This window comes from Candidatus Kuenenia sp., assembly GCF_027493735.1.
GTDB classification, from domain to species: Bacteria; Planctomycetota; Brocadiia; order Brocadiales; family Brocadiaceae; genus Kuenenia; species Kuenenia stuttgartiensis_A.
On the sequence record NZ_JAOSKF010000018.1, the window covers coordinates 440,556 to 461,593 of the forward strand.

The window sequence follows — 21,038 nt, forward strand, 5'->3', positions numbered from 1 at the left end:
TTTAAATTAGACTGCCTTTGGCGGTAACTTTATTCTGTGGTTGATGTTAATGTAGAGACGCATTGCATGCGTCTCTGGTGCGGCAACATTTTCTTTACGCACAGCAGTTTCCAGACGCATGCAATGCGTCTCTACATTAACCGGGATTCCACAAATTTTCCCTTCAAAGAGAGTTGATAGAGTTGACGGTAAAGGCTGTCTTTTTTTAATAATTCCTCATGAGTACCCTCTTCTATAATTTCTCCCCTGTTTAATTCAATTATCTTATCACAATGAAGTATGGTTGATAGCCGGTGGGCAATTAAAATAGATGTTTTGCCTTTTGTAATTTTATGCATCGCTTCCTGGATAAAAACTTCTGAAAGGGGGTCCATGCTGGAAGTCGCCTCGTCCAGAATGATAATTTGAGGGTCGTACAGAATAATCCTTGATAGTGAAATAAATTGCCGCTCCCCTACCGAAAGATTTGCCCCCCGCTCAGATATTTTCGTATCCAATCCATCTTGCATTCGATTAATAAACGGCATTAAACCTAAAGAATTAATTATGGACAACAATTCGGAATCCTCCATATGCCTGAACAACGTAATATTTTCCCGCAACGTGCCCGAAAACAAAAAAACATCCTGACTGATATATCCAATCATGTACCTCAACCCAATCTTCTCAATTTTTTTTATATCAATCCCATCAATAAAAATCGCCCCCTTCTGAATTTCATAAAACCGTGTCAACACATTGGCAATAGACGTTTTGCCGCTTCCGGTTACGCCTACTAACGCAACTGACTGGCCATGTTTTACCTGAAAGGAAATATTCTTCAATACAAAATCGCTGTCGTTATAAGCAAACCAGACATTACGAAAGATTATATCTCCCTTAAATTCCTTTTTTGGGATTTCCCTGTAGGGATTTGCAATACTATAATCCGGTTCCTGCTGTTCTTCCATTAAACCGAATACACGCTCTGAAGAAGCCATTGCCCCTTGAAAAATGTTATACTTTTCAATTATATCCCTTATCGGATCAAATAAATTTTGAACATACGTCAGAAATGTCACTAAAACTCCCAAAGTAAGAACACCATCCAGGTATCTCATTCCTCCATACCATAAAATAATGGCAATGGTAAAGCCGCTCACCATGTGGATTGATGGCTGAAAAATTGCAAAGTATGTAATGTACTTTGATTGTTCCTTCAAATTGTCATCACTGATTTCTCCAAATATCTTATAATTCTTCCCTTCCCGGTTGAAAAGTTGAATCACTTTCATCCCCGTAATATTTTCATTTAGATAAGAGTTTATCTGCGCAAGTTTGCGGCGTATTTCACGAAACGAGTTTTTCATACGGGCGCCGAACCAGCATGCCAATATTATCATTATTGGAAATGCCAAAAGACTCAACAACCCAAGCTGTACATCCAGGAGAAACATTGCGACAATAATCCCTGCTATTATGAACAGGTCTCCTATTACGGTGATAACGCCCACAGAAAAAAGCTCGCTGATGGAAGCAATGTCATTTGTCAACCGCGTAACAATTCTGCCCACAGGATTTTTGTCGAAAAACGAGACCGGCAATGAGTGGATGTGGCGAAAGAGTTCCATGCGCATATCCATTGTTACTTTTTGCCCAATCATTTGTAAATTATAGCTCTGAATTACTATTAACAATAGCCGTACCGTTTTTATTCCAAACAACGCAATTGCCATTTTGTATAATAGCGATATATCCCCATTGACAATACCATGGTCAATCGTATAACCAAAAAGATACGGTCCCATTAAAAAAAGAATTGTACCTGCAATAACAATGAAGAGCGATAATATGCCCAATGCCTTATAGCGTAAAATATAAGAAAACAGTTTTCTTATCACAACCCTGTTAAAACCCCTCGTTGGCGTCCTGTCTTTGCTGAAATAGTCTTTATTTTGCATATTCACGTATTGCTTTTAAATAAAATATTTTGTAACAATAAATTAGACCTTCGGCAACTGGTATTGGATTACACTCCACCCCTTCCCTCCACGTTTACGCTAACCTTTAACCACTCCAAACGCCGTGGGTTCAGGGAGGGGCGGGACGGAGAAAGGACAAAATTGTTTATGAGGAAGAGGAATATGTTTGAAAATGGCATACATTATGTTCTTTTATCCGCTCTATCGTTGCTTTCGTTCACTTCATGTCCAAACGTTGCCTTGCCTGCTGAAAACCGGCTATGCTCTCTGCCGCAGGAAGGCTCTGTATGCCTTGTTGCTGCAGTTTGTTCCGCGCCTTACGGCAGTTCCCCTTCCTGAAGTTTACCGTTGGAGGAACGTCAGTTGAGCCACTCGCACACCTTCCACGACAGGGCCCGCCTGGAAATGTCAGGCATCCCGGCAATCGCTGTACCTATTCGATCAAGGATTCCAATAGAAAATTCTTGTCCACATATTCTCATAGTGAACAGTATAAACATTTTCACTCCCGGTGTTAAGCGCGTATTATGATCAGGCTTGGAGGGGGGTAGGGGGGAGGATTGAAATTTAGCATTTCGGATTTCACCATTTGTTTTTGACTGGCTTAATAGAATAAACCGGATATTTCCTTATCCTCTGCGATTAAAATATTTTTTCAATCTGTTTTTTGATATTTCCTGCTTCGGTAGCAAGATGGTAATGATGTTCCGGTGAGAATCTTTCTATGGCTTCAGCAATCCGTCCCAGACATTCCATCGCAAACAGATAAACCCCTTTTCTCGGCGCTTCGTGTCCAACGCTTTCAACCCATACTTCACAAGATGATATTCGTACCTGCGCCTTGAGGGCCAGAAGTATTAAATAATGCTCCAGAGGAGAACGCATTTGATGTTCTTCTTTTTTGCTTTCTTTATCCTGACGGAGATAGTCCTGTTTCAGGCATTTAAAAAGGTTGTGTACAAAAGGCTTAAGCAGACTGTAAACCGGATCGTCTTCAAAATCCTTGCGGTAAAATTCCGAATCGTCAAAGGACGATTCATGTGTGAATTTATTCCAATCGCATAGTTCCGGCAGGGAACTAGCCCACGGTTCAGGTGGCTCTTCTTCCATTTCCTCGTAACGGAGGTCTACAACTCTGACTTCATAATCTTCATCACCATCCTCTTCTCTTATGTCCGGAATCAATGAAATGTCTAAAAACCTTTCCGGGTGTTCGGGGTTGAAGGCTGCGTCCCTCTTTTTCATCAGTTCATAAGCGATGAACTGTTTTTCCATCATCTTGTCCCTTTGTGCGCTTTCTTCCATCATAAGTTGCATACCTTTTTCAAGGCTTGCCACTGAAAGTCCTTCGGCGTCAACCACAGCAATGATGGGTTCTTCTAGTCTGGCTTGTTCCATGTAATAATCCAGCCAGCATTCAGGCGACCACGATGTATCGGCCTCCGGTTCACTGGGTCTTATTCGTCTGTTTTCCCTGAAACCTTCAAGCATATTAAGGAAAATTTGAAAGTCTGGCGCAATTCTCGCTATGTCGCTAAGGAAACGGATGCCGGATTGAGATTTTTGGGAGGAAAGCTTGTCCATCTTTGACAGGACGTTACTGAGTAAATTGATTGCGTCTTCAACATCATCCCGAAGATAATAGGTCAATATACTATTTATGCCTTCTTTTAACACCTGTAAACTTTCTATGATTATTGTGACATTTTCACATTCTCTGCACTTAGATATATCTTCCTCAAGGCGGTTGAAAACACAGGGTATGAGGAGCATCAACCGGTCAGGGCCAGGGAGGCGGCCGATTCCGTCCCGCGGGTCATCCGGGTCATGGAAAATATTTTCATCTGCCTTGCGGAAGAAATCATCGAGTTCGGCAAAAACAACCCTTGTTTTTATTTTTTTTTTAACCACTTTTTTTTAACCGGTTTTTTTTTTTCTTTTCCTCTGTTTTATCAAATATTTTATACTCTCACGAAATTCTTCCGCAAATTTAACAAATTCAGCGGAATCTTCAAAATACAATTCTATAAATTCCATTATAAAAAGATATAATAATCCCTGAGGTTCCCTTTTAGTTTATGAGTTTTCAACCTTTGTTAAGGGAATAAATGTACATACAAGGGGAACACCAACCTTCATCCATTGAAAAAACCCAATCTCCGGCGCATGGGGAAACAGGATTTTAGCTGTCCGGCAAAAACAAGATTTGGAGGTGTTCCAACAAGCGTCCATATGCCGCCAATATTTGCGCTGTAAGCAATACCCAGCATCAATGCAGTGCCAAAGTGTTTTACTCTTCTGGCCGTGTTGACTACCGCAAAAATGGGTAATCAACGCCATCCCGATGGGAAGCATCATCATAGTTGTTGCCGTATTGGAAAGCCACATAGGCAAAAAGGCTATAGCTATCATAAAACCATGCACAAGCTGCCTCGGTTTATTGCCAATTATCTTTATAATAGAAAGGGCAATGCGCCGGTGCAGGTTACATTTATGCATGGATATTGCAATACAGAATCCTCCGAGGAAGAGGAATGCCGCGTCTTCCGCATAGGGCATTGCAACTTCCCTGCCATTCATAATCCCCAGGATCAGAAACAGGGCAAGAGGCGTCAAAGCAGTGACAAAGATGGGGAGCGCTTCCGATATCCACCAGCACACCATTAACAAGGTTACTGCGGCGGTTTTTTGGCAAACGGGGACATACCTTCCGGCGCCGGCATGATAAGCATGATAAAGAAAAATACTACGCCAGGCACAAAGCCAGCAATACATTTGAAAGGACAAGAATAGTCGTTGTCTTTTTTCCTTTTCATTTTGTTGAATAATGAATATAAAACTACGTGCGATTAATCTTTCCTGTCAATCCATCCCCCCCCCACAACAGTGTCATTGTCGTAAAAGACCACTGCCTGTCCCGGGGTGATGGCCTTTTGCGGTTCATTGAAGTGTACCCTAACCTTGTCTGTTCCAAAGGGGGATACGGTAGCGTGCGCCGGCATATGATGATAACGTATCTTTGCCTGCACTTCCATGGGTAATTCCAGTTGCTGAACGGAAATCCAGTTTAGTGAGGAGGCAATCAGTCCGGTTTCCTCGAGATCTTTGTCCGTGCCGATTATTACTGCATTTTCACGTGGGTTTATATCGACTACGTATCGTGGCGAGCCAAAAGCAACTCCGAGACCTTTTCGCTGTCCGATGGTAAAGAACGGCGCCCCCTGGTGTTCTCCCAGGATGTTTCCCTGCCTGTCCTTGATGGGGCCTGGAATAATATGGTTGCCATATCTCTCGTAAAGAAGGGAATGGTAATTATTGTCCAGCACAAAACAGATATCCTGGCTCTCAGGTTTGTCTTTTGTTTTCAGGTTTAAATCTTTTGCTATCCGGCGGACGGATTCTTTCGTCAGCGTTCCCAAGGGGAAAAGGGTTTTTGAGAGTTGTTCCTGGTTGAGTGAAAAGAGAACGTATGACTGCTCTTTATTGAGATCATCACCTTTTTTCAATAAAAACCTGTCGTTGTGTTTTTCTACCTTTGCGTAGTGTCCCGTGGCGACAAAGTCCGCGTTTAGCATCTTTGCAAAATTCAACAGTTTTCCGAATTTTAGTTCCTGATTGCACATGATGCAGGGATTGGGCGTTCTTCCGTTCAGGTATTCAGTGCAGAAATGGTCTATAATGTGATCAAAGGCTTCTTTAAAATTCAGGACATGGAATTGAATCCCTAGCTGCTCGGCAACGGTTCGCGCGTCATTGGCGTCCTCCAGACTGCAGCACACCTTTGTTTTCGTCATGGCGTCCAGTTTTTCAAGTCCTAGGCGCATGAAAAGTCCGACGACTTCATATCCTTGCTCCACCAGGAGGTGTGCCGCAACACTGCTGTCAACACCTCCGCTCATGGCAATAATAACCTTTGTATTCATGGTAATTCTTTATACTTGATGTTTGATACCTTATCGGTAATTTCTTTGCATTTTTTGGCAAAATATTTAATTCCACCACCTGCACCCCCGCCAGCGTGAGACATTCTTCCCTTTGGAGAGGGGGGATAGGGGGGAAGAGATTTTGGAATTTGTTTAGTATTTCGTGCTTTGTACTTGTTTGTTTCTGGCTATGCCAGCTTAGGAATTTCAATATTTTTGTAGAGACGCATGCAATGCGTCTCTGCATTAATATCCACAACAGAATAAAGTCGTTGCCAAAGGTGGCCTGATTCCATTCTCATTCCCAAGTTCCGACTTGGGAATGTACGTGTCATGGAAGCTCCTGCTTCCATTCAATCGATAAGAAATATTTATAACGCTATAGTTTTTTGAAAAATTCCAATAGTAGCGATGTTTGCCGCATAGTCCAGGCTTAACCCCATGCATTTCGCTGTGTGGAGAATGGCGGGCTTTAACCATGACAGGGTTATGAAATAGCCTAAAGTCATTGCTAAAGCCGGTCTTTTTACGACTATCTCTGCACTGAATACGGTGCGACTAACCTCGTCACACTACATTGTTGGAATTTTACCGCGGTACATGACGCCATTATTCAAACAAACATCTTGATTTCAGGTTGCCTGCTGTGTGCACCGCCTTGGCAGGCAAGCCTGCCAGAGGGCTATTTTTTCAGCAGAGCGGCAATTTCCTGGTCGAATGCGTCTTCCGTCACAAATCCAATGTGTTTATTTGCAACGTCTCCGTTTTTGTCGTAAATAATGGTGGTTGGGTATGCCCTTAGGTTGTAAGAAATAGCGATTTCGTTTCCCGCAAGATAAACGGGATAATTAATGCCGTTGCTTTTTACGAAATCAGGCACCACTTCACGTCCATTTTCATCAAAGGCGATACCAATAATCTCTAACCCGCTGTTTTTATATTTGTTATAGAGGTTTACAAATCCCGGTATTTCTTTTCTGCATGGAGGGCACCAGGTTGCCCATAGATCAACTATTACGATTTTCCCCTTATTATTATGCAAAAGGGTGTTTAATTCAGATACTGTTATTGGCTCCACGGTATCGGTTGAGGCAATCGACATTTTAAAGGTAAAAAAAATAGCCGCCACACATACAATCGCTACATAGTTCCATTTTTGCTTGTTCATTATTTCTGCTCCTTAATTATTTTATGGTTGTTTTTGTCTATTACCCAATGATATAAATTTATACTTGTTTCTCATTTATGCCGGCACATACAGTGAATTTCAAACTTACCGGCAATCAATAAATGCAAAGCGAAGACTGCCTTGCACCTCTCTTCCGGCCTGTTGTGGGGGTTAAGAAATCATAAGGTTTACTGTAATGCATGATGATGCGAGATTCAATACATTTTTGACAAGAACAAATGTATGCATTAAAAACCCGCTTTCGCAATATAGTGACTAGAAATAAAATACGCAAAGGCATAAACTATGGCAAAACGTAAACAAAAAGAACGATATAAAGATGTTGTAATAATCCTTGGAGCAATAGCCCTTCTTACGGCGATAATTTTTATTATGGCCTTTGTAGATAAGGAATTGTTTCTTTACGATGAAATTGGCGACCTCTCATTGGAGGAAATTTTAACAAATGCGGAAGATAAGGAAGAGTTCGTTTCGTTGCTCCAGCGCAAAATATCGGAACAGGGATACGAAATCCAGTTATCGATTCCTGAAAATGAAGAGGAAGACTGTCTGAAGGTGGAATGGGAGCATATGAAGCGTTTTACCGTCTCATTGCTTGAACACCAGGAAGATATGATGTCAACGCTAAGAAGATTTGGTATTAAAAAGGTGATACTTACGAATGGACAAGAAAGCTGGACGGTATTGCCCTGATAATGGGGAATACTGTGCATTCGGCAATCGGCAAATTGCAGATTGCCGAATGGAGACTGTGGACTACAATTTATTGAGAAGTTACCGGTATCTGTTTTATTAGTGTGCATTCCCGATTTTTTGTAACCGTTAATGGGGTTATGGCGAAACAACCCTGTCAGGGTTAACACTACTGCAACGTTTTATTAAAACATGGCGGAAGTCACAAAAAATCAGTAATACTCCTGTTTTATTAAGGTACATAAATTATTATTAAAAATCGTCCCCATAATCAATTATGAAAAACAATCATTGTCACATGTTACTTCCTTATTTTCTTTCCTGTCTCATGTTTTTGATTTCAGGCTGTAGTTTTATAACGGTTTCTTTGGTGCCTACGGTGGGTCCGCTTAGTGAAAAGACCGTTTCGGGAAGGGGGAAAGACAAAATACTCATTATTGATATTTCAGGAATTATTTCTGATGAAAAAAAGGCAGGCTTTCCCGGTTTGACGGAAGAGCTGGATATGGTTTCACGTGTTAAGGAAGAGTTGACGCTGGCGAAGATGGACAAACAAGTGAAGGCAATTCTGCTGCGCATAAACAGTCCGGGCGGGAAGGTTACAGCATCGGACATGATGTATTATGAAATTATGCGGTTTAAAGAGGAGACGAAGAAAAAGGTTATTGCCTGTATTATGGATATTGGTGCATCGGGGGGTTATTATGTTGCGGCTTCTGCAGACAAAATTATAGCGCACCCGACAACGGTAACAGGAAGTATCGGCGTCATTATGATCAACCTTAGCATAGAAGGGCTTTTGCAGAAGGTTGGAATTGCCGACGCCTCTGTTAAAACCGGAGAACACAAGGATATGGGATCTCCTTTGAAGAAGATGACAGAAGAGGATCGGAGGATATTTTCAGAGATACTTAATGCTATGTATGAGAGATTCCTTTGCGTCATTGAGGAAAACAGGGAGGGCATTTCGATGGAGAAGATAAGAGAACTTGCAGACGGAAGGATTTATTCCGCTCAACAGGCGCTGGAGAATGGGCTGATTGATCAAATAGGGTATCTGGATGACGCGGTTTCAATCGCAAAAAAAGAAACTAATCTTACGGAGGCGCGAGTTATTCTTTACCACAGACCCGGGTCATATAAAAACAACATATATTCGCAATTAACCGGCGCAAGCGCAGGAAACATTAATCTTTTCAACATTGATATAAAGACGTTTATCCATTCCGGCGCCCCTTCGTTTATGTATATATGGATGCCTTAGTTATTGTAGCAATCCCCAATCCTCAATCTGCAATTTGCTGATTGTCGACTGTAGGTTGGCAATTATATTATCTGCCTTGATTTGATAGCGTATTTTTTCAACATGCGTTGCAAATATTGTCTTTCTATCTTGCATTCTCTTGCTGCGTTGGTTACGTTACCACTATTTTTATTAATGATATTCATTACATATTTAGTATTAAAGACATCAAGGGCCTTTTTTCGCGCTTCTTTGTAAGGATGAGAAAGCAGGTCGTCCAAGAGCATGTTGTTGCCGTCTTCTTTCCGTACAATGGGTAAAATAACATGTAGCGGAATGATTGGTTCATTGGTAAGGGTAACGGCCCTTTCTATTGCGTTTTCAAGTTCACGCACATTACCCGGCCAGTGATATTTATATAATTCCATTTCCGTTTCGGGAGAAAGCCCCTTTATCTGCTTGTTTTCTTTTTTATTATATTTTTCGATAAAGTGTTTTATTAATAGCGGAATATCTTCTTTTCTCTCCCGCAACGGAGGCATTTTTATATTGATTACATTCAGCCGGTAGTATAAATCCTCGCGAAATTCCTTATCCCGTACTTTTTTGAGCAGGTGCTGGTTTGTCGCAGCAATAATCCGGACGTCTACATTTCGTGCAACGGTATCTCCCAGCGGGATAAATTCCCCTTCCTGCAGAACGCGCAGGATTTTTGCCTGAACCGGTGTTGGAATATCTCCAATCTCATCCATAAAGAGGGTGCCGCCGTCTGCCTCTTCGAAAAGGCCCTTTTTATCTTTTATAGCGCCGGTAAAGGCGCCCCTGACATGTCCGAACAATTCACTTTCCAAAAGATGCTCAGACAGGGTGGCGCAATTGATTACTACGAATTTTTTATGCTTTCTATTGCCGTTAAAATGGATTGCCCGCGCCACGAGTTCCTTACCTGTGCCGCTCTCGCCGGTGATTAAAACGGTGGCGGAGCTAAATGCAACCCTGGAAATCATATCCATAACCTTCTGTATTTCTTTCGAATTCCCGATAATGGTTTTTCGCCCAAATGCCTTTTCCAGCTCGGAATGAAGATAGTTGTTTTCTTCAATAATTTTATTTTGCTCAATCATGCGTTCAATATTAAGCATGATTTCATCAATGCTAAAGGGCTTTGTGATGTAATTAAACGCACCTCGCCTCATTGCCTCTACGGCAGTGTCTATCCCGCCGTAGGCGGTCATTATCAGGATGGAAGCATTATTCATTTCCTTTGCCCTTTGAAGCAATTCAAGCCCGTCAATGCTGCCGGGAAGTTTCATATCGATAACAATGAGAGAGAACGAGTTTTTTTTAAATTCCGCAAGCGCCTCTTCTCCCGATGCTGCTGTTTTGACCTGGAATCCGCGTTCGGTGAGTGCGTTATAAAGCACCTTTCGGTATCCCTCTTCATCATCAACGACCAATATTTTAGTTCTGTTCATTTTGGTTTTTTCCCCTTTACCGGCAGGAATATCCTGAATGTTGTACCTTTTCCCGCCATACTTTCTGCCTCAATACTTCCATCGTGCATTTTTACAATTCCGTAGCTGATGCTTAATCCCAGTCCCGTCCCCTTTCCATCTTTTCTTGCCGTAAAAAAAGGATCAAATATCTTCCCCAAATCATGCTTATTGATGCCCATGCCGTTATCTTTTATGCATATTTCTATCGATTCCTTATCTGCGTGAAAATGTGTGCCAATTGTCAGTATCCCTTTTTTGCGGACGTCTTCACGCAAGGCTTCTTTCAGAGATTCTTTTATTGCAAAGACGGCATTGTTGGCAATGTTAATAATAACCTGCTCTACCTGGCTGCTATCCATCATCGTATCAGGGATACGGGGATCAAAATTTCTCACAACGTCAATCTTCTCTTTTCGGTATTGCTTTTCCACAATATTGAGTATATTGTCGATCAACTTATTGACATTTGACCAGCTCATTCTCGGCTCTTTCTGCCGGGAAAAATCCAGCAACCCGCCAATTAATTCTTTACATCGAATGGATTCCTTTGCGGAACCCTCAAGGTATTCATGTAAATGAAATCTGTTTTTGCTGATAACGTTATAGGTCTCCTCAAATCTCCTGCTGTTATTTTTCAGGTTTTCAATTATGGAGGACAATTCCTGTTCAAACAGTTCCTTATTAACAAACGACCCGCAGTCAATGGCAGAAAGAACCTTGATCAGCCGCTGTGTATCTTCAATGATGGAAAGTGTGTTGCTTTCTTTAAAAGTGTTGGTAATCCTTTCAAAAAGCCTCAGACTTTCTGTGCTATAGAGGTATATTACGCCGATAGGGTTATTTAGTTCATGGGCAATTCCCGCCACTAACTGGCCGATGGACGCCAGCCTGTCCGATTGCACAAGTTTATGCTCCAGACTTCTTAGTTCAGTAATATCGCTGGCAACCCCCAATATGCCTATTAATTGTCCCTCCTTGTTTTTTATCCGGGAAGTGCTGAGCAATACATTTCGTACATTGTTTTGTTTATCCACCGCTTCGACTTTCACTCTCCTGCTGGAACCGGCATGAAGAATCTGGTTCACCTGCATTTGTTGTTTGTTGAATAAAAGAGAAATCAAATGCCGCCCTATCAGCTCGTCTTCTTCGTAGCCCCAGTCTTTTATCTTAGGATTGATAAAGGTAAAATTGCCCTGTGCGTCGAGCATAAAGATCAATTCATTTGCAAACGTTAAAATGCCCTCTAAATATTCTTTTTTTTCTTCAAGGGACTCCTTTAGGTTCAGGATCTTTTCACTGGAATCTTTAATATAATACGTCATTTTGTTAAACGAATCGGTCAATTCTCCCAGTTCGTCTTTCAGGTTGTTTTTTATCCGAAAATCCAAATCGCCTGCTGCCACTCTTTTCATACCCCTAACAAGCATGAGGATGGGATTGATAATCCCCCGTGAAACAAATAATGATACAAATATCACGCCGATAATGCATATGCCAACCATGGTGATTGCGCGGTATTTTAATCTATAGATCGGATAATATGCCTCCGATGCATCTGTTTCCACCAGTAAAACCCATTCCATTCTCTTTAAGTACCGTGCGGCGCCAATAACACTAACACCCCGGTAATCCTTGTAAACCCCTACAAACTCATGCCCGTTTAAAAATACAGCAGTGACCGGTTCAGAAGGAACCGATTGCGTTAAAATAGCATTCGTTTTAAATCTTGATTCAGTAATCATCAAATAGTTTTTATTTATAATATATGCCTCGCTGGTTTCTCCCCTTCTGAGGAAAGTGCCGCCATAATCTTTTATAAGCAGCTTTTTGCCAGTGGTAATCTCATTTAACTTCGTTGCGTTATAACGGATCACTAAAACTCCCAGGAATTTTCGTCCGCGTTTCCTAATGATAGGAGACGCAAAGGCCATAGAAGACTCTCCCGTATCCCTGTCTATGTAGATATCCTTAATATAAGGACCATTTTTGCCATAAATAAAATAATCAACATCGCATTCCTTCTTTCCGATACTGTTTTCGTCGCTTGAGGCAACAACTATGCCCGATGGGTTTAAAACAAAGGTTTCATAAAAATCCTTATTCAGGTTCGTCTTGTACACCAGATAATCATTAAATTTTTTTACGACATTTTTGTTGTCAGGATTGTGATTAAGCATCTCTAAATGCATTCGGATAAACTCGTCAGATGCGAAAAATTGTGCCGAATATTCACCCGCGTCAAGAATGGTAAGTATGTGGTTTTTGATCCCTTCGGCGATGAATGCTTCCTCTTTGAGGAGTTCATTCTTAATAGTTTCCTTACCATACCGATATGTAAGTGTAGCGACAACTATGATGGGGAAAATAGATAACAGCAAAAACCAGCAGAATAGCTTTCTGCCAATGCCGCTAAAGAGGGTGACGCCTTTTATCATATACTACTTTCCGGACTGAAATGGTGAAATTCGAGATGCGAAATACGAAAGATGTGCTTGTTTAGCATTTTAAATCATTTTGTCATTACGCGCTCGTCCCCAAGTAGCGGCAAGGCATGCCTTTGCCGCTACTTGGGAACGAGCGTTTTTAATTGTTACTGGGAAACAATGTCATACCGGGTCTGATTTTACTATACGGTATGGGGAACATCAAGCCGCAATTCTTTATTGTAGCGGGAAGTCCGGTCGCCGTTCGTGGAAATAGAATGTGAACGGATGCGTCGGGAGGCAGATGTTTCTGCAACAATATATCCATTGATTTTGACGACAATAATTTAGTGAACCGTGAGCGATCGTTTGATACAATAATACCTTATCAGTAATTTCTTTGCATTTTGCAAAAAAGTGGTAATAGACGTGCCGGAAACAATGTATGCCGCAGGCAGCGAAAAGCCGGAAGCAATCCTTGTGGCCGAAGATGAATATGCCGTGAGGGAAATAATGGAAAAACTGCTTGAAAACAAGGGATACAAGGTGATTTCCGCGGTGGACGGTGAGGACGCGGTAAATAAATTTGAGGGACATAAAGGCTGCATTGATATGCTGCTGTTCGACGTCATGATGCCGGGAATGAATGGCAGGAATGCATATGACCGTATTAAAAAAATCAAACCCGATATTAAAACATTATTTATGGGCGGATATTCAGAAAATATTTTAACAAACAAAGACCTCCAGGATGGGAGAGTATATTTTCTGCAAAAACCGATAATTCCTGATAAATTATTTCATAAAGTAAGCGAAATCCTGAGTACATAGCATGAAGGTTAAGAATTTTGGTAACTATTGCCCTGTAATGGGCGGGAAGGGACTATTTTCTCCCCTTCCTATAAAAAACGGGTTGACCAGATTTTCCTTATTATATTTCAAAGGCATATTGGTTTCTGCATCCATTATTTTCCCATTGCTCTGCTCGACAATTGCTTGTCCTGCCGCCGTATCCCATTCCATTGTTGGGCCAAACCTTGGGTAAATATCCGCCTTGCCCTCAGCCAAAAGGCAGAATTTCAGAGAACTCCCTGCGGAGATGATTTCAATTTTCCGCCCTTCACCACGCAAACTTTCCACAAATTTTGCAAATTGCTCCGAAGGATGTGAACGGCTTCCGATAACCGTCAGATGAATTCCATCTTCGTCCGGGGAACGATTGTTTTCAACATTCTTTTTATGAGTATGGCGTGATGGCAATCTTTCCGAACTATCAACAAGTTCTTTTAATGATAAAACATTTGCTATGCCTTGATTGTTTTCCCGCCTATATGCCCCTAATCCTTCGCATGCAAAATAAAGAACATCCTTGACCGGCACATAAATACAACCTAAAACAGGCCTGTTTTTATGGATAAGGGCAATGTTTACGGTAAATTCGCCGTTTCTCTTAATAAATTCCTTGGTACCGTCAAGCGGATCAACCAACCAAAAAGATTCCCAGTATCTCCTCTCGGTATAGGGTATCTCTTTCCCTTCCTCACTTAATACAGGCAGTGAGGAGACAGCATTGGCATTGCCGGAATTATTGCCGGTAGTCAGGGTTTTCAGGTCTTTTGTAATAACTTCATGCGAATGCTTGTCTGCCAGCGTCAAAGGAGATGTATCGTCTTTGTGCTCAACTGCAAAATCGGTGTAGTACACTTCTAAGATTGCGCGTCCCGCTTTACCGGCGGCGGAAAGAGCGGTGAAAAGATGTTGGGAATATTTTATAGTGTTCATAGTCTTTTATAAAAAGAAAGGTTTGTGCGTTGTAAATTATACATGACGACATATGTTCCCAGTAAACGGCCACTCATGGCTTAGCCCAGCCCACAGTCCACAATCTGCAATTTGCCGACAGTAGACTGCCAACGGGAATGTTTCTTCAATACCATTTGCAGATCAAAACGGGTTTTGTTTTGCTGCCGACAGTGCCATCTCCCAATTGACCAAAATTATTTATGCCCCACACCCACAAACTGCCGTCGTTTTTAAGCACAACATTGTGGAATTCTCCGCATGCTATTGCAATAACATCGGTTATCTCGTTTACTAAAACAGGGCGATAGGCAGGCAATGTAACTTCTTTTTCCGTGGGAGTCGCTCCTATGCTGCCAAATTCCCAAACCTTGCCTTCAATGGTAAGCGCAAGGCTATGATTCCCTTTAGCAGCTATTTCTATGATATCCCGTACATCAGATACGTTAACGGGTGTGTTTCTGTTTGTAGTTGTTCCATCGCCCAATTGACTCAAGCCATTTGACCCCCATGCCATGATTGTGCCGTCGGATTTCAATGCAAGGCTGAAATCGCCTCCCCCGTTCACGGCAATGATGTCGCGAAGATTGCTTACATGGACAGGGCTACACCTGTTGGTAGCGCTTCCATCACCCAATTGTTCCATATTGTTTGAGCCCCATGCCCACAGTGACCCGTCAGATTTAATGGCAAGGCTGTGATACCCCCCGGCGCTAATAGCAACAATATTGTTTAGTCCTGGTATCCGGATGGGAATCTGTTGGTTTTTAGCATCGCCAATGCCGAGCTGTCCCTTGTCATTAATGCCCCATGCCCATACCGTTCCATCAGATTTTAGCGCCAGATTGTGTTGTCCTCCGCAGGAAATGGCGATAATGCCGCTTAATTCTTTTGTTTTAATAGGAATGTTGCTGCTTTTATAGGAACCGTCTCCTAATTGACCCGCCCAATTTCCTCCCCATGCCCACACTGTTCCATCGGATTTTAAAGCAATACTGTGCCACGCTCCTCCATCGATTACAATAATACTGCTAAGGTGTTTTACCTGCACGGGGGAATGTTTGTTTTTGATGGTGCCGTCACCAAGTTGGCCGTATTCATTTTTTCCCCACGACCAGAGAGAGCCGTCTGGTTTTAGCGCAAGGGTATGAAATGCGCCAGCCGCTATTTTGGGCGCAACCTGAACAGCAAAGGAAGTTTTGACCGCCAGTGTTGAAACGAGAAACACAACAACCAGGCACAAAAACAGTTTACATACGGAGAAGATAAAATGGGAAAAAATATTTCTCATAATCGTATTCCTTTTAAATAAAATTCATTGCAAGGATGACACGGACAAACAGAGTTTGTCCGTGCCACCCTTGTTGATCGAAAATATTTGTCTCAATTTTCGTAACACTTTAGTTTTTTGAAAAATTCCAACAATGTAGTACGACCAGGTTCGTCGCACTACAAATCCTATCACTTATCGGCAGATTTTTTTCTAAAAACTAAATAGTGTTGCCTTTATTTAAACCTCCTGAAATGTTTCAGATAGATCAATGCGCACAAATCGTAAACAAAGTGTATTTGTATGGGGATAAGCAGGCTTTGTAAATAGTAACATAAAAATCCGATATATATACTCATTAAAAATGCAATAACAAAATATGCCGGTGAGATAAAGTGGAGTAGCCCAAAAATCACGCTTGCTGCAAAAATGCCAAGTTTATTTTGCAGTACTCCCCGAAACAGTAATTCTTCGGAAAATCCCGCTAAAAGAGAAATTATACACATATCAGGGAGCGTTAAATGAGAAAACAGAGGTTTTAGGTCATGCAGTATCGTTTGCCTCAGTGAATTTGCGAAAGGCATCTTCCCCGATTTTTCCGAAAGAAGAAGCACAAAGATAGAGAAAGGAATAGCAGCCCCAATAGTGCCAGTGAAAGTATCACGTAAAATATTTTCAGTCAGAGGCAACAATTGAATTCTTAGATATTTTGCAAGAACCAGTGCCAACAGTAATGCAAAACCCTCAGTAATAAAAATAAAGAATAATAATTTTGATCTTTTCATTTCATAATCACTCGTGCAAAAGCAGGGACGAAGCATTTACACGTTTGGGTATAAATGCATTTATGACAATTTACAGCAAATGCTTCGCCCCTGCACTACCTTTGCTCTGTTTCTGTTAATGTCATTCCACCATAATCTACTGTCAGATACAACATTTCTTGTCTGTGGTGTTTTTCGGAAAACAGATTCATTTGACTATGCATTGCGTGCAAACATCGTCAATAGTCGGGAGGCGACCCCAATACCTAACCAGACAACGCTTGCGAAAAGTATTCTATTAAGAAAAGATGCTGAAAAGGGAAATGCAAATTCGGCTGCAAACTCCGCCTTGAAATAACGATGTTCTCCTTCTGTGCCTCTACGCACAAAATCTCCGGGAAAGACAACGAACGATAAGGGCTCTTCGCGCAGTTCCCTGGCAATCTTCTCAAAGGTGCCCGCACTTTTCGTATCGCCGATAACGGAAACCGGAATTCTTCCTTCGGTTTTTCCCTTATCAATTCTTCTCTGACGTGCAAAAAATTTCCGGATAGCTGGGATAGCTCCTCGTGTCCTTTGAAGTGATACCAAAGCATGGCGTATACTTCAAAACCAAGGAATAGTAGCATAAGAAAAAGGAATAAAATACTTACCCATGGAGAGAACCGCTTTTGAAATAGCGGAGCTATTCTCATTAATTTAACGTTTAGGAATTTCAATGTTGTAGGACGAAACGATTGCTTCGTCACGAGTGAAATGACACTTCGCTCTACATGAAAAAATTGCCGGAGGCCTAATTTATTGATTGAATTTATTGATTTCCGTCATCAAAAGTGCAAGATCGTTTTTAGATGACGTAAAGAATCTTTTTTTGTCTGCTATTTCCTGATCTGTTCTGGTGGTAGTGGTTTGTTTGTGAAAATTATACGATTGCAGCGGGAAAACAGCCTTGTAGTCATGGTTAACATAGCAAAGACTATCCCAATCGCAAACAACAGTGTATGTTCGCCCGGTAGGTTCAAGGAGATTGTGTCCCAGCGAATAGTCGCTCGCAGGATTTGTCGTACCGAAGAGAGGCATTATGGTTGCGGGGATATCCAGGTGACTGGTCATTTTTGTAACGAGCTGAGGCTGTCCCTTTGGCAGCCAGAGTACTAAAGGTACCCGGATCTGTTCTTCCGTATAGGCGGAGTTGTGTCCCCAATGTCCTTTTTCCATAAATTCCTCACCATGGTCGCCCGTAATGATAACAATGGTTTTTTCAAGCAGTTGATTTGATTCCAAATAATGTATTATCCTGCCGAGTTGTGAATCAAGATGATGGCATGAGTTGATATAACGGTTTTTTATAAGCGTTATATCATTTTCAAGATCCATCCTTGCATAGTTCATGTCTTTAAGAAAGGGGGTTTTGATGATCGACTCTTCCGGAAAATAGTACTGTGCGTGAGGCGATTCGAAGAACATGAATGTAAAAAAAGGCCTGCCTTTTTCCCTGTGCTCTAAAAAATCGATCATTGCCGTTACATGCCTGCGATCATTTTCCCAACCGCTCAGCCCCTTGGTATATTCATGCAGGTTTTTCGAGGGGATATCGACAAAGAGGGTCTTGTCAAACTCCGGATAAGAAAATTTTGCGCTGGTAAACAACTCCATCTGATAGTCGAGGTCAATAAGCCTGTCAATTAATACAGGGCCTTTTCGATGATGCAAAAATTCAAACCAGTAATTGCCGTAGAGTCCGTAGAACATTGAGAAAAGACCCATTCGTGTGCCGTTGCCTCCGCTATAGTGGTTGAGAAACCACGTTGATTTTTTCGCAAAGGCCATAGTTTGCGGCATGATCTCATGGTCAAGCATGTCTGCCCGCCATGATTCAGCAACAAGCCACACGATGTTATAGTCCGGAGCATCCCAGGTGTATTGCATTGATTGTAAAGGATAATGGAGCTGGAGATCATTTTCATTTTCATTGAACTTCAGTTGAACTGTTCTTTTCGGTGAAATGCCAAATTTTTTGGCCCAACTCCTGAAGGTGACCGGGATATAGAGTGGAAAGGCATTTGACGCACTCAAAACGGCACTTTTGGCCTGCAGATGACAAATACCGTATGTGAAGGACTGAAAGCCGAAAAGAAAAATCAGAAAAATGGGAAATAATATTTGATAGCGAAATTTTAACGAGACGAAAGAAACCCTTTGCAAAACCCCAGACCTGGCCATGACAAAAAGCGCCACCTGCAGGGCAAAAAATCCGGCAAAGATCATTACAACACTGATAAGGGTTGAATCGCTGCTGCCAAGCGACTCTATACCGCCCGGTGTGGTGATAAGGTTCCAGACAAAGCCGTTGATATGAAAGTGGTAGAGTTGAAAGAGTTGCTTGTCGGTAAAAATCAGGATTTGCACCAAGGTAAACAACACGATGGTAATTCCAAAAATAACCGCAAGGCACTGCTTTCTGACAAGTGATCGATCATGCCTTTTCAACACCTTTCGTACAAGTATCTCAAGGATTAAGACGGGAATGAATACTAAGAAAAGGTACAAAAAACTGTAAAAGAGATACATCGAAAGGCCAAAGAGGATCGTGACCGTGTCATTATAATGGATCTGTTTCAGATAAAACAGGGTGTTGAAAAGTACTGCGATGTAACTAAGAGTAAAGTACCTCCATAAGACTCTTTTTGCGCTCAGGTTGTTCTTCATGATTTCCCCGAATGCGTAAAAAGGCAGACAGGCACTGCAGCAATGAGGACTGCTCCCGCTTCGGTCTTTACAAAAATAATCCAACGCACCGATACATGTAGCCACGAAAAATTCATAACCAACCTTTTCAATTCGTAAGAAAGAGATATTCTGGTCTCGCCGTTCAGGATGACGGTTACTGCCAAAAAATATAAAATATTATACAGAAGCTTTCACCTGAAAATACTTTTTCTCCGCAGATTTTGCAGATTAGCAAACATAAAAAAACTTTTTAATCTTATCCTAATCTGTGGCTTATAGTCAAATAAACCTGATTTTAAAAATTTACTGGTGGGCCATCGCATTTGCGATTTAAGTATCCTTCCAGACTTGGTACCATTACGGTAAAGCCTCCGAGCGATAGCGGGGTTTCGGGTGGAGCTTCGTTTTTGGCAATCATATACACGGGTTTCCATTCATCATCCTCTAAAAGTGCTGTACAAGGCAAATCCGGGCATTCCCTTACAAACATGGTAACAAACATACCCCCCATGCCACTATCATATAAAGAGCAATACACGGCTTGATACGCTCCGCTGTCTCCAATTGGCGCTCTTCTATCTTGCAACCGCTCTTTAATACTTTAAAATATATCTCTATCTGCGATCGGCTCTTCTCCTCTTGTAATACAGTTTGTATTTACTCAAAAAGATGATTATAACTATTCAGTGTTATCGCGGTCCTCTACGGACAGACGGGAGTCGGAAAATCCACACTCCTCAAACTCTTCCTCTCACAAATCCCCCAAAACCTGTTTCTCCCCATCTACCTCCATTTTACCCACCTAAAATCATCCAGCCTTCTCTCCTTAATCGTCTCACAGCCCGGTGAAATACCAAAACACACCAAAGACCGGCTCTTCCTCCAAATTATGGATAAATCCTTGCTCTCAAATCTCACTCCCATTATCGTTATCGACGAGGCTCATCTCCTGAAAACCGACGCCATCACAGACCTCAGACTCCTTGTCAGCTCTCCGCTTGATTCTTCCACTCATCTCAAAATCATCCTCTCGGGGCAGGAACACCTCAAATATATCCTCAAAAGAGACATCCATGCCGACTTCGCACAACGCATCCCGGTACATTACCACATCCATCCCCTTACTAAAACTCAAACCGCTGCATACATAGACTTCCATCTGAAATCTTCCGGCGCATCTGATAAAATCTTTGACTCAGATGTCAAAGACCTGATCCATGAGTTCTCCGCCGGCATCCCCAGGCAAATCAACGCCATTTCCACCGCCTGCCTGATTAACGCTTCCATCAGACAATCACAGAAAATTACCCAGGATATCTTCCATCAGGCTCTTGCTGAAATTCAATCTTTTTAAGGAGGTCTACCATGGCCCGTCTCTTTTCCCCTCAACTCTTGCGCTCATTACGAAACGATATCCCCATCGATCGACTCATCGCTGATGTCCTCTCCATACCTCATAAATGCTCCGAAGGCTATTTCCGCTTCCTCTGCCCACTCTGCCCTGAATTCAATAACGCCACCATTTTGATAAGAAAGTTGGATGTCT

Annotated in this window: 18 protein-coding genes; 5 read left to right on the top strand and 13 right to left on the bottom strand. The window is 41.9% G+C overall.

The window, feature by feature from the left end; genetic code table 11:
* Nucleotides 1–131 precede the first annotated feature (131 nt).
* Entirely contained in the window at nt 132–1,940 is a 1,809-nt protein-coding gene (locus M5U24_RS10440) for an ABC transporter ATP-binding protein (protein WP_298202381.1), read from the bottom strand.
* A gap of 168 nt (nt 1,941–2,108) precedes the next feature.
* Here M5U24_RS10440 and M5U24_RS10445 point away from each other — a divergent pair, with 168 nt between their 5' ends.
* Nucleotides 2,109–2,300 carry a hypothetical protein gene (locus M5U24_RS10445; protein WP_295100783.1) on the top strand — a complete coding sequence of 64 codons (192 nt, stop codon included), beginning with the start codon at nt 2,109–2,111 and terminating at the stop codon, nt 2,298–2,300.
* Between the two features lie 303 nt (nt 2,301–2,603).
* Here the strand turns inward: M5U24_RS10445 and M5U24_RS10450 are convergent, their stop codons facing one another.
* The 4 genes from M5U24_RS10450 to M5U24_RS10465 all read right to left on the bottom strand — a co-directional run bounded on the left by M5U24_RS10450 (nt 2,604) and on the right by M5U24_RS10465 (nt 7,052).
* On the bottom strand, nt 2,604–3,872 hold the full coding sequence (locus M5U24_RS10450; protein ID WP_298202383.1) for a hypothetical protein: 1,269 nt from the start codon (nt 3,870–3,872) through the stop codon (nt 2,604–2,606).
* Nucleotides 3,873–4,037: 165 nt separating this feature from the next.
* Nucleotides 4,038–4,748 carry an SLC13 family permease gene (locus M5U24_RS10455; protein ID WP_157820575.1) on the bottom strand — a complete coding sequence of 237 codons (711 nt, stop codon included), beginning with the start codon at nt 4,746–4,748 and terminating at the stop codon, nt 4,038–4,040.
* A gap of 62 nt (nt 4,749–4,810) precedes the next feature.
* Entirely contained in the window at nt 4,811–5,884 is a 1,074-nt protein-coding gene (mnmA, locus tag M5U24_RS10460; RefSeq protein ID WP_099325644.1) for a tRNA 2-thiouridine(34) synthase MnmA, read from the bottom strand.
* A 682-nt stretch (nt 5,885–6,566) separates the two neighbouring features.
* Nucleotides 6,567–7,052, bottom strand: a complete 486-nt coding sequence (locus tag M5U24_RS10465; protein ID WP_099325643.1) for a TlpA disulfide reductase family protein — start codon at nt 7,050–7,052, stop codon at nt 6,567–6,569.
* 306 nt (nt 7,053–7,358) lie between these two features.
* On the opposite strand from M5U24_RS10465, the gene M5U24_RS10470 reads away from it, so the two are divergent.
* Both M5U24_RS10470 and sppA read left to right on the top strand, forming a co-directional pair.
* Nucleotides 7,359–7,766 carry a hypothetical protein gene (locus M5U24_RS10470; RefSeq protein WP_099325642.1) on the top strand — a complete coding sequence of 136 codons (408 nt, stop codon included), beginning with the start codon at nt 7,359–7,361 and terminating at the stop codon, nt 7,764–7,766.
* A gap of 379 nt (nt 7,767–8,145) precedes the next feature.
* Nucleotides 8,146–9,030 carry a signal peptide peptidase SppA gene (gene sppA / locus M5U24_RS10475; protein ID WP_230405705.1) on the top strand — a complete coding sequence of 295 codons (885 nt, stop codon included), beginning with the start codon at nt 8,146–8,148 and terminating at the stop codon, nt 9,028–9,030.
* Nucleotides 9,031–9,092: 62 nt separating this feature from the next.
* Here sppA and M5U24_RS10480 read toward each other — a convergent pair whose 3' ends face one another.
* Both M5U24_RS10480 and M5U24_RS10485 read right to left on the bottom strand, forming a co-directional pair.
* Nucleotides 9,093–10,484: a sigma-54 dependent transcriptional regulator gene (locus tag M5U24_RS10480; protein WP_099325640.1), complete on the bottom strand. Its 1,392-nt coding sequence runs from the start codon at nt 10,482–10,484 to the stop codon at nt 9,093–9,095.
* Entirely contained in the window at nt 10,481–12,940 is a 2,460-nt protein-coding gene (locus M5U24_RS10485; RefSeq protein WP_099325639.1) for an ATP-binding protein, read from the bottom strand. Before M5U24_RS10485 ends, M5U24_RS10480 begins: the two co-directional genes overlap by 4 nt.
* 417 nt (nt 12,941–13,357) lie before the next feature.
* On the opposite strand from M5U24_RS10485, the gene M5U24_RS10490 reads away from it, so the two are divergent.
* On the top strand, nt 13,358–13,759 hold the full coding sequence (locus M5U24_RS10490; protein WP_164995544.1) for a response regulator: 402 nt from the start codon (nt 13,358–13,360) through the stop codon (nt 13,757–13,759).
* A gap of 24 nt (nt 13,760–13,783) precedes the next feature.
* Here the strand turns inward: M5U24_RS10490 and M5U24_RS10495 are convergent, their stop codons facing one another.
* The 6 genes from M5U24_RS10495 to M5U24_RS10520 all read right to left on the bottom strand — a co-directional run bounded on the left by M5U24_RS10495 (nt 13,784) and on the right by M5U24_RS10520 (nt 20,078).
* Complete coding sequence (locus tag M5U24_RS10495; protein WP_099325637.1) at nt 13,784–14,710, bottom strand: 3'(2'),5'-bisphosphate nucleotidase CysQ; 927 nt, start codon at nt 14,708–14,710, stop codon at nt 13,784–13,786.
* A 145-nt stretch (nt 14,711–14,855) separates the two neighbouring features.
* Nucleotides 14,856–16,019, bottom strand: coding sequence for an RCC1 repeat- and reductase domain-containing protein (locus M5U24_RS10500; protein WP_099325636.1), 1,164 nt, complete (start codon nt 16,017–16,019; stop codon nt 14,856–14,858).
* Nucleotides 16,020–16,234: 215 nt separating this feature from the next.
* Nucleotides 16,235–16,783, bottom strand: coding sequence for a CPBP family intramembrane glutamic endopeptidase (locus M5U24_RS10505; RefSeq protein ID WP_157820573.1), 549 nt, complete (start codon nt 16,781–16,783; stop codon nt 16,235–16,237).
* A gap of 195 nt (nt 16,784–16,978) precedes the next feature.
* Entirely contained in the window at nt 16,979–17,353 is a 375-nt protein-coding gene (locus M5U24_RS10510) for a hypothetical protein (protein WP_099325634.1), read from the bottom strand.
* Nucleotides 17,354–17,560: 207 nt separating this feature from the next.
* Nucleotides 17,561–19,471, bottom strand: a complete 1,911-nt coding sequence (locus M5U24_RS10515; protein WP_099325633.1) for a sulfatase-like hydrolase/transferase — start codon at nt 19,469–19,471, stop codon at nt 17,561–17,563.
* 316 nt (nt 19,472–19,787) lie between these two features.
* A complete protein-coding gene (locus M5U24_RS10520; protein WP_157820572.1) occupies nt 19,788–20,078 on the bottom strand; it encodes a hypothetical protein in 291 nt (96 codons plus the stop codon).
* A gap of 105 nt (nt 20,079–20,183) precedes the next feature.
* Between M5U24_RS10520 and M5U24_RS10525 the strand changes: the two genes are divergently transcribed.
* Nucleotides 20,184–20,846 (top strand): AAA family ATPase, encoded by a 663-nt coding sequence (locus tag M5U24_RS10525; RefSeq protein WP_298202462.1) that lies wholly within the window; start codon nt 20,184–20,186, stop codon nt 20,844–20,846.
* The last annotated feature ends 192 nt before the right edge of the window (nt 20,847–21,038 follow it).